Genomic DNA, 13666 nt, shown 5'->3' on the forward strand with positions numbered 1-13666 from the left:
AGACGCACGCGGGGTGAAGTGCACGCGGGGAGCCTTCGTTCGCCGTGAACGCACGAACGCGCCCCGCGTGCCGATCGGTCAGCGACCGGCCGCCTCCGCCAGCAGTTCCACCAGGTGGTGGTGCAGCCGGCGGTAGTCGACCGGGGTGATGGTCGACCACGGTGCCTGGCCCTCCGAGGCGCGGCGCATCTGCAGGTAGCGGCCCTTCGGGGTGTCGTAGAAGGCGACCACGCGGTCCGGGCGGACCCGTTTGCCCCACTTGTCGCGGGCCGCGGCGCCGAACTGGCCCCGGTTCGAGGCGTCGCGGACCATTTCGGCCAGGGTGTGGGCGTCGTCGGCGCGCAGAGCGCCGCGCAGGGCGGCTTCGAGATCTTCCGGAGACGACGCTGAGGCGGCGGCTGCGTCCAGGTCCGCGGACGGCAGGGTGATGCTGTGCCCTTCGCCCGCCGGGGCCGTGGGGAGGGCGGTGAGCGCCTCGCGCGGCAGGCCGTCGGCCTCGGCGGGACGCAGCAGGAGCTGACCGCCGTCCATGATCGCGAGGACGCCTGCCTGGCCCTTGCCCGCCGCGAGGACGCGGACGCTGCGGTCGGCCAGCCACATGCGGGCGTCGATCTCCTGCTGCGGGCGGTTCAGCACGTGCAGCAGGTCTTCGAGGGTCGGGTCGAGGGAGCGCGGGCCGCCGAGGCCGCGCGCGCCCAGCTGGCGCCAGACCTGGTCCTCGATGCCGCGTCGTTCCTCGGTGGTCTTGCCCGGTGAGGGGACCTTCAGGACGAGCGGCATCGTCTCCAGGCCCAGGTGGTCCCAGAGGACGTCGTACTCCAGCGTGGAGATGATCACCGGGTCGCGCGTGTCGCTCATCCCCGCGTCCAAGCCGAACAGAGTCATCAGTCGGTCGTGCTCTCCCCGATGACGGGCAGCGAGTAGCTGCCGACGCCGTAGATGTCGTCTCGTTCACGCAAGTAGTCGGCGGCCTTGTGCTCCAGGTCCTCTTCTTCCTCGCCCTTGCGCGGGCCCATGCCGCCGAACGGGTCGAACGCCTGCGGCATCGGCACGGCCCTGCGGTGGACCTGGTCGTTGTTGTTCGCCGCGCCGGCCGTGCCCGTCGGACCCAGGGCGGACCCGGCGGCATTGGCGACACCGGCGGCGTGACCGTTGTTCATGACCGTGCCCATGGCGGCACCGGAGGCCGCGGTCGCGCCCTCCTCCATCTGCTTCGGCTCGGTGGAGGACGACGATCCCGAACGGCTGGAGTTGCGCTGGCCCGGCACGCCGACGCCCGCGGTGCCCGTGCCCGTACCCGTGCCACCGGGACCGGCGGTGCCCGTCGTGCCCGCGGACGAGGGCGACGTCGTGGAGCCCTTCGACGTCGCGACGGGGTTCGCCGCGCTGGAGGTGCGGGTCGTGGAACCGGGCGACGTGGTCGTGGTCGTGCGTGGCGGAGGTGCGGTGGAGCCGCGGGTACCCGTGGACGTGCGGGTGCGCGTGGTGCTGCCGGTCGTGCCGCGCGGGCCGAAGCCCCAGACGGCGGCCGTGCCGACCTGGGCGCCGCCGCCGTGCGCCACGCCGGTGCCGCTGATCTGCAGCTGCGGCGGCTGGCTGAACTGGCCCAGCGTCGAGGTGTTCGCGGTCGTCGACGACGCGTAGGTGGACATGACCTCACGGGCGCGGCGCTCGGCCGCGTCCTGGGCAGCCTCCTGCTTCTCGTGGTCGGTCTGGCCGCCGAAGAGGTGCGTGATGCCCGTGACGAGGGCACCCGGCTGTTCCGCGGTCACCGCGACCGGGGCCGGCATGTCCGCACGGGCCTTCGAGACGTAGCCGGCCTGGAGTTCGGCCGAGTAGCGCATGACGTCCGCGCCGGTGCGCGCGCTGTCCGCCCAGGCGGCGATCGGGTTCAGGCCGGCCTGCGCCATGTCGGCGGCCTTGCCCGTCCAACTCGCGCCCGACAGCGCGATGCCGGAGTGCAGGTCGTCGTTGATCTCGGTCAGCGCGGCCGACACGCCCTGCCAGCGCTCCATCGACGCGAACGACGCGGAGGCACCCGGACCCGCGTGGATGCGCTCGTACAGCTCCTTGTGGCTGTAGCCCTGCCAGCGGTGATCAGCCATCGTCAGCACCCGCTCTTGTTCATCATGCCGGTGTTGTCGCCCTCGACCACGTCGTACTGCCGCTCGATCTGGTTGAGGTTGTCCATCGCCGTCTTGAGCTGCCGCTGGTAGTTCAGCAGCGCCTGCAACGCCGAGTCGCCGTCCGAGATGGACCTGTCGTTGAACTTGTCGGCCGCCTCCTGGCTGACCGGGTCGCCCGCCCACGGCCGGACGCGGAACTCGGTGACCGCCATCTCGATCTGCTTGTCGAGCTTGGTCAGCGCGGCCGAGAACGTGTTCCGCAACGCCGGGATGGCCTCGGGCTCCACGTTCAGCTCGTGCTGGACGGGCGGCGAGGAGTCAGCCCCGCTGCGTCCCCCTGGCGGCATCGCGAAACCTCCGGCGGTTGTGCCTACAAGCGCTTCGACACTCTAGCCACCGAAGGTAACGCTGGGGAGTGCGATGGGTGACATCCGCCCGTGTGGGTCAGCGCTTCTGGAGCAAAGTGGCCATCGCGGCCTCGGCCACCCGCTGGGCGCCCAGGCAAAGATGATCTTGTTGTACCGCAGTGGAATTGCCACCGTCGCGGAACATGACGTCGAGGAACTGCCCGTCGGCGACGTCGATCTCGACGTTGCAGATGTTGTCCATGTCGGGTGTGCGGACAGTAATCGCCGCGAATCCCTCGATCGAGCTCACCTCGTAGTCCACTTGGGCGTTGTCCGAGAGCCACACGTCCGCCCCGGAGACCAGCACGAGCGCGATCCGCGCCACGTTCCCGCTCGTCGTGCTGCGGATCGTGCAGGCCTTCGCGCTGCCGAAGCTCGGCTCGACGTACGCGCTGGGCGGGTTGTCGAGACTCAACGCCGTGCGCTGCTGTTCGGACAGCACCGCACAAGGATCCACCCCGTCGAGTGGCAGCGGGCGTGGCCGGGGCGGGAAGTCGAGCCGCGCGACCGACGTGGTCTGCGTCGTCGGTGGTGGCGGCGGGGTGGTCAGCGAGCTCTGCCGGGGCACGGCCGTGCAACCGGCCAGCGCCACCGCGGCGGGGATGAGGAGCGCCGTGATCCGCATGGCCGGTCACCGTAGCTGCTCCGGGTAGGGATCTGTCGCCAGTCGTGACCACAGCAACTGGTCTTCGCGCTGATCATCGACGATCGTCTCCTCGCGAAGACGACCCTCCAGGGTGAACCCGCACTTCTCCGCGACCCGCTGCGACGCCTTGTTCGACACCGCGTGCCGGTAGGTGATCCGGTGCATCTCCATCGCCCCGAACACCCAGCCGAGCACGGAGTTCAGCGCGGCCGGCAGCACGCCCTTGCCGCGGTGCCGAGGCTGGCTCCAGCACATGACCTCGGCGGAGGCGAGGTGGTGGTCGACGTTGTGGACGATGATCCCGGCCATGACCTCGGCGGTGACCGCGTCGCACACCGCCCACGACCAGCGGTAGTCCTTCTCCCAGCCGTCGGCCAGCAGCACGACGAGCCCCTCGGGGGCCGGCGCGCCGGCCGCGGTCAGCCGGTGCATGTACCGCCGGGTGTCCGGGTCCGCGTAGGTCTCGACGAGCGCCGGCACGTCGTCGATGCGGTCGTCGCTGCGGAAGGCGCGCAGGTAGTACTCGCCCGCGTTGATCTCGACTGGCTCCACGGCCAGAGGCTAACCGTCGCCGGTGAAGCCGTCGTGCCGGTCAGCCAGGTCGTCGAGCTCGGCGCGGTGCGCGGACGCGGGCAGGCCGTCCGGCGCGGTGGTCAGCTCGACCACCCAGTCCACGTCCTCGGCGTCGTCCTCGCCGGCCAGCATGTCGCGGTGCACGGCACACGGCCCCCAGCCGGCCTCGAGCAGTTCCGCGGCCAGCTCCTCCGCCTCGTCGCGATCCGGCAGGATCACCAGCACCGTCGCGGGGATCAACCCGCGCACGGCGAGCGCCGTCCGCAACGCCGCCGTGTCCGGCACGTGCACACCGTCCAGCCCCGCCTCACACGCCGCCGCCGCGTTCTCCGCCGTGTCGTCGCAGAAGACCGCCGTGGCGTACCCGAGCTCGTCGAGCACCCGCCGGAAGACCGCGGGATCCGGCTTCGCGAGACCGAGCCGCGCCGAGCTGAAGACCGCGTCGACCTCGGCGTCGAGTCCGAGCAGGGCGAGATCCGCCTCCAGCCGTGTCGTCGCGTTGGACAGCAACGCCACGAAGCACTGCCTCCGCGCCGCCCGCACCAACGCGAGCGCCTCGTGGATCACCTCACCGGGGCCGGCCGCGAAGCCGGGCCCGACCAGCCGCCTCCACTCCTCGTCGGAGATCTCACCGGTGACGGCGCGGTGCAGGAGCGCCGGCTCGAAGGCGATCGCGGCGACCTCCGGCGGCACCGGCGGGAACGACCGCAGCACGCCGTCGAGGTCCAGCAACAGCAACGGTTTCAGCGCCGGCGTCCGTTCCACTGGGCCCACAGGATCGCCACGGCGGGGACGAGCAGGAAGATCAGCGGGTTCCGCACCAGGACGAAGAACGCGATCACCACGGCCACCCCGACCACCGGCACGACCGCCCCGTCCCACCGGCGCGCGGGCACCTTGGAGGGCTCGTCGAACATCGGCATCGGCGCGGCGAACTGCGGCCGCGGATCGGGAAGGTCGTGGAACAACGCCATGAGCTCGCCGCGGGTCTTCGCGGTGGTGATCTTCGCGGACCGCTCGCCGTACTCGTCCACGTCGATGCGGCCCGCGCTCAGATGTTCACCGAGCACCTGCAACGCCTGCTGGCGTTCGGTGTCACCGATGCGGATGTCCCTCGAGGGGTCGCTCACGAGCTCAATCGTAGGTGAGTGGCCGGTGTGGGCCGTCCTGCCGCGTACAGATCACAGTGCGGCCGTCGTCGGCGGCCTGGCCGTCTGGGTCGATCGTGGTGTGGCTGTTCTTGGCCGCCCGGCCACCCGCGCCGCCCAGCGCGACCGTCCTGGCCGCCCGCTGATCACACTGCGGCCGTCCCCAGCCGCCCGGCCACCCGCCACCGCACAGCGCGACCGTCCACGCCAGCCCGCACAACACAGCACGGCCGTCCCCCACCCGCACAACACAGCGCGGCCGTCCCCACCTGCACAACACGGCGCGGCCGCCTCGGTCGGGCACGAGTGTCAGACCCCGCGGCTACGTTGGGCCGCGGGGGATCCAAAACCGAGGGGTACCCCCGCGCGAGCCTGCCCTCAGTCCTTCAGCTCGCAGATCACGGTGCCCTGGGTGATCGGGTCGCCGGGCGCCGCCGCCAGGCCCGTCACGGTGCCGCCCTTGTGCGCCGTCACCGGGTTCTCCATCTTCATGGCCTCCAGCACCACGATCAGGTCGCCCGCCTCGACGGTCTGCCCGTCCTCGACGGCCACCTTCACGATCGTGCCCTGCATCGGCGCCGCCACCGCGTCGCCCGAGACGGAGGCCGAGCCGCCGCCCGCGCGCTTCGACTTCGGCTTTTTCGCTGAAGCGGCGGCGGGACGCGCTGAGCCGACGGCGAGATCGCCCGGCAGCGACACCTCCAGGCGACGCCCGCCGACCTCGACGACGACGGTCTGGCGCGGTGTCTCCTCGTCCGCGGCCTCGGAAGCGCCCGCGAACGGCGCGATCTGGTTGTCGAACTCGGTCTCGATCCATCGCGTGTGCACGGTGAAGCCCTCGGGCTTCTCGGCGGTGAACGCCGCGTCCCGCACGATCACCCGGTGGAACGGCAGCACCGTCGCCATGCCCTCGACGACCATCTCGTCCAGGGCGCGCCGCGCACGGGCCAGGGCCTCCTCGCGGGTCTCGCCGGTCACGATCAGCTTGGCCAGCAACGAGTCGAACTGCCCGCCGATCACCGAACCCGACTCGACACCGGCGTCCACGCGGACGCCGGGGCCGGACGGCGCGATGAACGTCGTGACGGTGCCGGGGGCGGGCAGGAAGCCGCGGCCGGCGTCCTCGCCGTTGATGCGGAACTCGATCGAGTGCGCGCGGGGCGTCGGGTCCTCGGTGAAACGCAGCTTCTCGCCGGCCGCGATCCGGAACTGCTCGCGCACCAGGTCGAGGCCCGTCGTCTCCTCCGACACGGGGTGTTCGACCTGCAGGCGCGTGTTGACCTCCAGGAACGAGATCGACCCGTCCAGGCCGACGAGGTACTCGACGGTGCCGGCGCCGTGGTAGCCCGCTTCGAGGCAGATCGCGCGAGCGGACGAGTGGATCGTGGCGCGCTGCTCGTCGGTCAGGAACGGCGCGGGCGCCTCCTCTACCAGCTTCTGGTGGCGGCGCTGCAACGAGCAGTCGCGGGTGCCGACGACGATCACGTTGCCGTGGGTGTCGGCGAGGACCTGCGCCTCGACATGGCGCGGCTTGTCCAGGTAGCGCTCGACGAAGCACTCGCCGCGGCCGAACGCCGTGACGGCCTCGCGGACCGCGGAGTCGAAGAGTTCGGGGATTTCCTCGATGGTGCGCGCGACCTTGAGGCCACGGCCGCCACCACCGAACGCGGCCTTGATCGCGACCGGCAGCCCGTGCTCGGTCGCGAACGCGATGATCTCGTCCGGTCCGTCGACCGGGTCCTTGGTACCGGGCACCAGCGGCGCGCCCGCGCGCATCGCGATGTGCCGCGCGGTGACCTTGTCGCCGAGGTCGCGGATCGCCTGCGGGGTCGGGCCGATCCAGACCAGGCCGGCGTCGAGCACGGCCTGCGCGAAGTCGGCGTTCTCGGACAGGAAGCCGTAACCGGGGTGCACCGAGTCCGCACCGGACTGCGCGGCGGCGGCGAGCACCTTCTCGAACGACAGGTAGCTCTCGCCGGGGGTGTTGCCACCGAGCGCGAACGCCTCGTCGGCGAGCCGGACGAACGGCGCGTCGCGGTCGGGATCGGCATAGACGGCGACGCTCGTCAGACCGGCGTCACGGCAGGCGCGGATGACCCGGACGGCGATCTCACCGCGGTTGGCGATGAGGACCTTGCGCAGCGACACGGCGTCGTACCTCCTGCTGGACCGGTTAATTACGGCTCTGGCTGGTGCCGCAGTCTACGGAAATCGGTGAACTTCGAGAGGGAGAGACGGCTCACTTCACATCGATCGTGAGCCCATCGGGCCACAATCTGTGACGTGGGTGGATCCAGGTCCGTGCAGGTGACCGCCGTCGTCGCCGCTGTAGTCGTCGTCGCGGGGCTGGTGTTCGCCTATTTCCAGCGACCCGACAACACCGATTCAGCTCAATCCGGCACGGACGCCGGAATGCGCTGCGGCACCACCGTGTGCCAGGTCGTCATCGGCAAATCGGTCGGCAGGGACCTCGTCGAGCTGCTCAGCGGCACCGGCGGCGGGCGGATCAGGGTGACCGGCGAGTCGGGGCCGTTCATCTTCGAGATGACCATCGCCGAGTCCGGCGCGACGGTGACCGACAAGTCGCTGCAGTGCGTCGATGCGGCGGTCAGCGTGTGCCTGGTGCGCGGCGAGAACGGCGGCAAGGTGTTCGGCGAGGTGCTGATCCGCAAGGACGGCACGTGGTCGCGCGCGCAGGCGGCCTACCTGTCGAGTGCCGGGTACCTCGGCCTGCACGACGTCGACGGTGACGGCACCGCGGACGTCGTCTCCGCCCAACGCGCGTGCGACGGCCAGTGCAACGACGCGTTCGTGCAGGTGTTCTCCCCGCTTGGGCCGAACATCGGCTGTACGACACCGGCACCGGCGCGGGACCAGCTCGCTGGCTGGCCCACACCGGTGCCGAAGTTGTCGCAGCTGCGTCCCTGCGCGGACTCCTAGGACTCCTGAAAGCGGACTCCTAGGCGTTGACGAGGTCCTTCTCGGCCGGAGCGGCGGGCTCCTCGATCAGGTTCTCGCTGCGCGCCACCAGCACCGGCACGGTGATCTGGCCGGCCACGTTGGTCGCGGTGCGCATCATGTCGAGGATCGGGTCGATCGCGTAGACCACGGCCACACCGGTCGCGATCACCTGCGGCGGCAGGCCGACGACGCTCAGGGTCAGCGTGAGCATCGTGTACCAGCCGGTCGTCCCGGCCGTCGCCAGCGCGCCGAACACGGCGACGAGCACGATGCCGACGTACTGCCACACCGAGAGCTGGATGCCGAACATGTTCGCGATGAAGATCGTCGCGACGGCCGGGTAGACCGCGGCGCATCCGTCCATCTTGGTCGTGGTGCCCAGCGGCACGGCGAAGTTCGCGTACTCGTTCGGCACGCCGAGGTCAGCGGCGGCCTTGCGGGACAACGGAAGCGTGGCGCCCGACGACCGCGAGACGAACGCGAACTGCAGAGCCGTGCCCGCCCTGCGGAAGAACTCGACCGGCGAGGTCTTGCCGACGAACTTCAGCAGCACCGGGTAGACGACGAACAGCACGAGCGCGGTACCGAGGTACACGGCGAGGATCAACGAGAACAGCGGCCGCACGAACGAGTTGCCGTAGGACGCCACCGCGTTGCCGATGAGGCCGAAGATGCCGATCGGGGCCAGCAGGATGATCCAGCCGACGACCTTCTGGACGATCTCGAAGAACGACTTCACCAGGTTCGTGAACGGCGCGGCCTTGTCACCGAGCGCGTAGGCGGCGAAGCCGACCAGCACGGCGACGAACACGACCTGCAGCACCTCACCCTCGGTGAACGCGCTGAAGATGTTGGTGGGCACCAGGTTGTCGAGCAACGCCTGCCACGAGCCGGACGCGCGCTTCGCGAGCTTGTCGACCGCACCGGCGGCCGGGTCGATCCGCAGGCCCGCGCCGGGCTTGAGGATCGAGGCGACCGCGATGCCGATCAGCACCGCGACGAACGACGTGATGGCGAACCACAGGAACGTCTTGCCGCCGAGCCGGGCGGCGGTGCGGCCGCCGCCGAGGTTCCGCAGGGAGGCGATGCCGACGACGATCGCGGTGAACACCAGCGGGATCACGGTGAGCTGCAGCAGCGCCGTGAACGTGGAGCCGATCTTGGCGAGGACGGGCGCGAGCCACGTGCCCTTGCCGAGCCAGCCGGCGAGCGCGCCGAGGACGAGCGCGCCGAGAACTGTGAAACCGAAGACCTTGGGCTTGCGGTACGTCTGGACGAACGACACTGGAACATCTCCTGGGCAGGGATGAGCGAAACGGGGCTGGGAGCGGTTAGCTCCGACAGCCCGTGCTCGTCCTGCGTGCCAGGTCGATATGCCTGCGACGCGTCAAGTACTCGTTCACCGCTAGCTGTCAACGCCGGCGCCGGGGGCGGTCTTCCCCGATCAGGTGAACTGTGACCAGCGTCTACCAGAGCGCGGACACGGGGACACCCACCTGGCCGAGCAGCCTCCTGGTGAGCGGCAGGCCGATGCCGATGACGGACGTGTGGTCGCCGTCGATGCCGTCGACGAACCAGCCGCCGAGCCCGTCGATCGTGAAGCCGCCCGCGACGTGCAGCGGCTCGCCCGTCGCGAGGTAGGCCTCCAGTTCCTCGTCGGACGGGGTGCCGAACCGGACGGTCGTCGACTCCGCACCAGAGGCCCGGTCGGCCACGGCGCCGCCGGAGACGCGCAGCACGGTGTGCCCGGTGATCAGCACGCCGCTCTTGCCCGCCATCCGCCGCCACCGCTCCCGGGCGACCTCGGCCGTGCCGGGCTTGCCCACGAGGTCGCCCTCGAACAGCAGCATCGAGTCGCAGCCGATGACGACGCACTCGTCGTCGTGCTCGATCGCCTCCGCCTTCGCCGCGGACAGCGCGATGACGGTCTCCTCGGGCGTCGGGTTCCGCAGCGACGCGATGAGCGCGTCCTCGTCGACACCGGAGACCCGGACGACGGGCTCGACGCCGGCGGCGCGCAGGATGCTAAGACGGGCGGGTGACTGGGAGGCCAGGATCAGACGCACGTGCGGAGTCTGTCACGCCGCTCGGAGCGGCGACCTGGCGAAACGCGAACGCGGCCGCGATCCCGATCGCCAGCACCGCGAGCAGCAGGTAGAACGCCGCCCGCACCGCCGAGGTGAAGTCGCCCGTGGCCGCCAGCACGATCTGCAGCACGGCCGCCGTCGCCGCGCTGCCCAGCACGTTCCCGAACTGCCGCGAGGTGTTGTAGATGCCCGACCCGGCACCCAGCAGCGACCGGTCGAGCGTGCGCGTGGAGATGTTCGTCAGCGGCGAGAACACGAGCCCCATGCCGATGCCCAGCGCGACCATCGACGGCAGCAGCACCCACTGGGGTCCGTCGCTGAGCAGGAGCGTCATCGCCATGATGCCCAGCGCCATCAGGGCGAACCCGGTGATCGGCAGGTACTTGGCGTCCGCCCGGTTCGACAGCCGTCCCGCGAAGATCGCCACCACGCCCGACATCAGCGACGCCGGCGCCGTGACCAGGCCCGTCATCAGCGGCGACAGCTTCGGCACGGTCTGCAGGAACAACGCCAGCGGCACGAACACGCCGGTCACCGTGATGCCGATGGCGATGTTCGCGACGTTGCCGAGCGAGAAGTTGCGGTTGCGGAAGATCCGCAGCGGCATCAGCGGCTCGGCGTTGCGCGCGGACGCCTGCCACAGCAAGAACACCGCGAGGAACAGCACGCCGGCCCCGATGACCTCGGCGATCGTGATCGGTCCCGCCACCCGGCCCCACTGGTAGTGCTCGCCGTTCTGGATGCCGAACACCAGCAGCCCGAGCCCCAGGCAGCACAGCACGACCCCGGGCACGTCGAACTTCGGCACGCGGTTCGGCCGCAGGTCGGGCACCCACCCGTACAGCAGGACGACGGCCAGCACACCGATCGGGAGGTTGACGAAGAAGATCCACTCCCAGCCCAGGTGCGTGACCAGCACACCGCCGAGCAACGGCCCGGATACCGTCGCGAGCCCGGCCACCGAGCCCCACATGCCGAGCGCCGCACCGCGCTTGTCCGGCGGGAACAGGTGCGTGATGAACGTCATCGTCTGCGGCGTCATGGCTGCCGCGCCGAGCCCCTGGAAGACCCGTGCCGCGATCAGCGCCTCCGCGCTGGTGGCGAGACCGCAGGCCAGCGACGCCACGATGAAGAGGACGAGCCCGATGCCGTAGAGCCGCTTCGGCCCGTACCGGTCGCCGAGCCGGCCGGTCAGCAGCAACGGCACCGCGAATGCGAGCAGATAGGCGCTCACGACCCAGATGACGTCGTTCAGCGAGGCGTTCAGGTCGGTGATCATCGACGGCAGCGCGACGTTGACGATGGTCGTGTCCAGCAACGTCATGAAGAAGCCGATGCACAGCGCGTACACGGTCCGCCAGTTCGCACGGTCCGTTTGAGTAGTACTGCTGATGCGCGATCACCTCTTCGGTCGGCACTCTCGGAGGAGTGAAGCGCTGGGTGCTTGTCCTCACCGAACGCGGCTCCGATCGCGAAGGCAAGCGCAGACGGATCGCGGCACTGCTCGTCGTGCTCGGCGGCCTCATTGGATCGTGGGGCGTTGGAAGCGTGCTCGCGAGTGACCCGATCGGCTATGGAGTGCCCATTTGGCCGTTCGCCGACACCGCCGATCGCGCGGAGAACGCGCTTCTCACCCAGGTGGTGCCCGCGGTGCGGGGCAACCTGCCGCTCGACCACGACCACGTCCAGGTGCTGCGGCGGACCACCGCCTACGGCAGCGCGTTCTGGACGTTGAAGCTGGAGGTCGACGGCGAGACCCGCTGCCGCGAGGTCGCCGTCGGCCTGAACGTGACCAGCCGCCGGGTCGACTGCTCCTAGCCGGGGAAGCCGGAGGCGCGCCAGGCCCCCGGACCGTGCTGCAACGGCCGGCGAACCCGCCGAGCCGGGTTGGCCCACTCCGAGCGTGGTGAAGGCTCCTCCTCCGCAGGGACGGCCGCGGCCAGCCCGGCGATCACCGCGGTCAGCGCGGCGAGTTGGTGGTCGTCCGGCGAGCCCTTGACGACCTTCAGCAGTGGCTGCTCCTCGGGCGCGGTCACAGCGGGATGTTCCCATGCTTCTTGGGCGGCAGCGTCTCCCGCTTGTCGCGCAGCATCGACAACGCCCGTGCCACGTAACCGCGGGTGTACGACGGTGGGATCACCGAGTCGACGTACCCGCGCTCGGCGGCGACGTACGGGTTGCACAGCGTGTCCTCGTACTCCTGCTGCAGCTGCGCGCGCAGGGCGTCGACGTCGTCGCCGGCGGCAGCGGCGGCCGCGAGAGTCTTGCGGTGCACGATGTTCGCGGCACCTGACGCGCCCATGACGGCGATCTGCGCGGTCGGCCACGCGAGGTTGATGTCGGCGCCGAGGTGCTTGGAGCCCATGACGTCGTACGCGCCGCCGTACGCCTTGCGCGTGATGACGGTGACCAGCGGAACGGTGGCCTCGGCGTAGGCGTAGATCAGCTTGGCGCCGCGGCGGATGATGCCGTTCCACTCCTGGTCGGTGCCGGGCAGGAAGCCGGGCACGTCGACGAACGTCAGCACCGGGATGTTGAACGCGTCGCAGGTCCGCACGAACCGCGCGGCCTTCTCCGAGGCGTCGATGTCGAGGCAGCCGGCGAACTGGGTGGGCTGGTTCGCGACGACGCCGACGGAGTGGCCGTCCACGCGGCCGAAGCCGACGAGGATGTTCGGCGCGAACAGCGGCTGAACCTCCAGGAAGTCGCCGTCGTCGAGCACGCGGTTGATGACCTCGTGCATGTCGTACGGCTGGTTCGCGGAGTCCGGGATCAGCGTGTCGAGCTCGCGGTCGGAGTCCGTGATCGCGTCGGAGATCGAACCCTCCGCCAGCGTGCCCTCGAACGTCGGCGCGTCGGAGAGGTTGTTGGACGGCAGGTACGACAGCAGTTCCTTGACGTACGCGATCGCGTCCTCCTCGTCGCTGCCGAGGTAGTGCGCGTTGCCGGACTTGGTGTTGTGCGTGCGACCGCCGCCGAGCTCCTCGAACGTCACGTCCTCGCCGGTGACGGTCTTGATGACGTCCGGGCCGGTGATGAACATGTGCGATGTCTGGTCGACCATCACCACGAAGTCGGTCAGCGCGGGGGAGTAGACGTGCCCGCCCGCGTTCGAGCCCATGATCAGCGAGATCTGCGGGATCACGCCGGACGCGCGGACGTTGCGGGTGAAGATCTCGCCGTAGAGGCCGAGCGAGACGACGCCCTCCTGGATGCGCGCGCCGCCGCCCTCGTTGATGCCGACGATCGGGCGGCCGGTCTTGATCGCCAGGTCCATGATCTTGACGATCTTCTCGCCGTAGACCTCGCCGAGCGAGCCGCCGAACACCGTGACGTCCTGGGAGAACACGCACACCGGACGGCCGTCGACGGTGCCGTAGCCGGTCACCACGCCGTCGCCGTACGGGCGGTTGCGCTCCTGCCCGAAGTTCGTGGAGCGGTGCCGCGCCAGCTCGTCCAGCTCGACGAACGAACCGGGGTCGAGCAGGAGGTCGATGCGCTCGCGGGCTGTCTTCTTGCCCTTCGCGTGCTGCTTTTCGACCGCGCGTTCCGAGCCGGCGTGAACCGCCTCGTCGTTGCGCCGGTAGAGGTCAACGAGCTTGCCCGCGGTGGTGTGGACGTCCGGGGCGCCTGAGGCGCCGGTGGGGACGTGCCCAATCGGCTCGGTCGCACTGCTCATGAGCTGGCAGCCTAACGAGACCATTGCTGAACTGCCCCG

16 protein-coding genes are annotated in these 13666 nt (G+C 70.3%); 2 read left to right on the forward strand and 14 right to left on the reverse strand.

All coding sequences use genetic code 11. The features are described 5' to 3' along the window. Positions 1–78 precede the first annotated feature (78 nt). From ACRSBM_RS00810 to ACRSBM_RS00850, 9 genes are all read right to left on the reverse strand, one after another. A complete protein-coding gene (locus tag ACRSBM_RS00810; protein ID WP_434438642.1) occupies positions 79–885 on the reverse strand; it encodes an ESX secretion-associated protein EspG in 807 nt (268 codons plus the stop codon). After that, positions 885–2105, reverse strand: a complete 1221-nt coding sequence (locus tag ACRSBM_RS00815; RefSeq protein WP_434438644.1) for a PPE domain-containing protein — start codon at positions 2103–2105, stop codon at positions 885–887. The genes ACRSBM_RS00810 and ACRSBM_RS00815 overlap by 1 nt, the downstream gene beginning before the upstream one ends. A 2-nt stretch (positions 2106–2107) precedes the next feature. Continuing rightward, positions 2108–2473, reverse strand: a complete 366-nt coding sequence (locus ACRSBM_RS00820; RefSeq protein ID WP_434438646.1) for a transcriptional regulator — start codon at positions 2471–2473, stop codon at positions 2108–2110. Positions 2474–2570: 97 nt separating this feature from the next. Beyond that, entirely contained in the window at positions 2571–3158 is a 588-nt protein-coding gene (locus tag ACRSBM_RS00825; RefSeq protein WP_434438648.1) for a DUF3558 domain-containing protein, read from the reverse strand. Between the two features lie 6 nt (positions 3159–3164). Further along, entirely contained in the window at positions 3165–3731 is a 567-nt protein-coding gene (locus tag ACRSBM_RS00830; protein ID WP_434438649.1) for a GNAT family N-acetyltransferase, read from the reverse strand. Positions 3732–3740: 9 nt separating this feature from the next. After that, positions 3741–4517 (reverse strand): HAD-IA family hydrolase, encoded by a 777-nt coding sequence (locus ACRSBM_RS00835; RefSeq protein WP_434438650.1) that lies wholly within the window; start codon positions 4515–4517, stop codon positions 3741–3743. Further along, a complete protein-coding gene (locus ACRSBM_RS00840) occupies positions 4496–4882 on the reverse strand; it encodes a DUF1707 SHOCT-like domain-containing protein (RefSeq protein WP_434438651.1) in 387 nt (128 codons plus the stop codon). The genes ACRSBM_RS00835 and ACRSBM_RS00840 overlap by 22 nt, the downstream gene beginning before the upstream one ends. A 4-nt stretch (positions 4883–4886) precedes the next feature. Further along, positions 4887–5141 carry a hypothetical protein gene (locus ACRSBM_RS00845; protein ID WP_434438652.1) on the reverse strand — a complete coding sequence of 85 codons (255 nt, stop codon included), beginning with the start codon at positions 5139–5141 and terminating at the stop codon, positions 4887–4889. A gap of 137 nt (positions 5142–5278) precedes the next feature. Further along, complete coding sequence (locus ACRSBM_RS00850; RefSeq protein WP_434438653.1) at positions 5279–7048, reverse strand: acetyl/propionyl/methylcrotonyl-CoA carboxylase subunit alpha; 1770 nt, start codon at positions 7046–7048, stop codon at positions 5279–5281. 135 nt (positions 7049–7183) lie between these two features. Between ACRSBM_RS00850 and ACRSBM_RS00855 the strand changes: the two genes are divergently transcribed. Next, a complete protein-coding gene (locus ACRSBM_RS00855; RefSeq protein WP_434438654.1) occupies positions 7184–7840 on the forward strand; it encodes a hypothetical protein in 657 nt (218 codons plus the stop codon). Between the two features lie 19 nt (positions 7841–7859). On the opposite strand, the gene ACRSBM_RS00860 is transcribed toward ACRSBM_RS00855, so the two are convergent. From ACRSBM_RS00860 to ACRSBM_RS00870, 3 genes are all read right to left on the reverse strand, one after another. Next, on the reverse strand, positions 7860–9146 hold the full coding sequence (locus ACRSBM_RS00860) for a dicarboxylate/amino acid:cation symporter (protein WP_434438656.1): 1287 nt from the start codon (positions 9144–9146) through the stop codon (positions 7860–7862). 181 nt (positions 9147–9327) lie between these two features. Then, complete coding sequence (locus ACRSBM_RS00865; RefSeq protein WP_434438657.1) at positions 9328–9927, reverse strand: Maf family protein; 600 nt, start codon at positions 9925–9927, stop codon at positions 9328–9330. Next, positions 9887–11299, reverse strand: a complete 1413-nt coding sequence (locus ACRSBM_RS00870; RefSeq protein WP_434438659.1) for an MFS transporter — start codon at positions 11297–11299, stop codon at positions 9887–9889. Before ACRSBM_RS00870 ends, ACRSBM_RS00865 begins: the two co-directional genes overlap by 41 nt. Positions 11300–11376: 77 nt before the next feature. On the opposite strand from ACRSBM_RS00870, the gene ACRSBM_RS00875 reads away from it, so the two are divergent. After that, entirely contained in the window at positions 11377–11766 is a 390-nt protein-coding gene (locus ACRSBM_RS00875; RefSeq protein ID WP_434438661.1) for a hypothetical protein, read from the forward strand. On the opposite strand, the gene ACRSBM_RS00880 is transcribed toward ACRSBM_RS00875, so the two are convergent. Together ACRSBM_RS00880 and ACRSBM_RS00885 are read right to left on the reverse strand one after the other, a co-directional pair. After that, positions 11763–11984, reverse strand: coding sequence for an acyl-CoA carboxylase subunit epsilon (locus ACRSBM_RS00880; protein WP_434438663.1), 222 nt, complete (start codon positions 11982–11984; stop codon positions 11763–11765). The genes ACRSBM_RS00875 and ACRSBM_RS00880 overlap by 4 nt on opposite strands. Next, positions 11981–13627, reverse strand: coding sequence for an acyl-CoA carboxylase subunit beta (locus ACRSBM_RS00885; protein ID WP_434438665.1), 1647 nt, complete (start codon positions 13625–13627; stop codon positions 11981–11983). The genes ACRSBM_RS00880 and ACRSBM_RS00885 overlap by 4 nt, the downstream gene beginning before the upstream one ends. Between the last annotated feature and the right edge of the window lie 39 nt (positions 13628–13666).

It is taken from the genome of Lentzea xerophila, assembly GCF_051094245.1.
GTDB classification, from domain to species: Bacteria; Actinomycetota; Actinomycetes; order Mycobacteriales; family Pseudonocardiaceae; genus Lentzea; species Lentzea xerophila.